This is a genomic window from Pseudogemmobacter sonorensis (assembly GCF_042762395.1).
Classification (GTDB): Bacteria; Pseudomonadota; Alphaproteobacteria; order Rhodobacterales; family Rhodobacteraceae; genus Pseudogemmobacter; species Pseudogemmobacter sonorensis.
Genome location: NZ_JBEFZE010000106.1, coordinates 1 through 536, shown reverse-complemented (window position 1 = coordinate 536; position 536 = coordinate 1). Strand labels below are relative to the sequence as shown.

Here is a 536-nt window from a genome sequence, read left to right as displayed (position 1 = left end):
ACTTTAAAATCAGCGCGCTAGCCTTCTCGGCTTAATAATTACCCCTTATTTTCAATGAGTTGTTAACATCCCGTTTTTCTGCTTATCTGATTCATGCCGTTATCATAATGTGGATAGTTGTTACGAGTGTTTCTATTTCACTCAGCGCCATCATTAGCATCGTTTTCTGATAGAATCAGCCCCTTGCGCCCTTTTCGCGCACCGTTTATGGCTAACTTTTGAATAATTTATTATGACGAGAATACTCGCGGCTATCACGCTCCCATTGAGTATCGTATTGACCATCCTGGTCACTATTGTTTGCTCAGTACCGATCATCATTGCCGGTATGGTAAAGCTTCTTTTGCCTGTTCCCGGTATCTGGCGCAAGGTCTCCATTTTCTGCAATTTCATGATGTATTGCTGGTGTGCTGGTCTTGCAGCGCTGTTACGCCTTAATCCGCACTTGCAATGGGATGTAGAAGGGTTAGAAGGGCTGAGCAAGAAAAATTGGTATTTACTGATTTGTAATCATCGCAGCTGGGCCGATATCGTTG

The 536-nt window shown here is 43.5% G+C and carries 1 pseudogene; it reads left to right on the top strand.

Annotation, left to right across the window (positions count from 1 at the left end):
• Window positions 1-232: 232 nt before the first annotated feature.
• Window positions 233-536, top strand: a pseudogene (locus ABNX41_RS21965) (hypothetical protein); the annotation flags it as partial.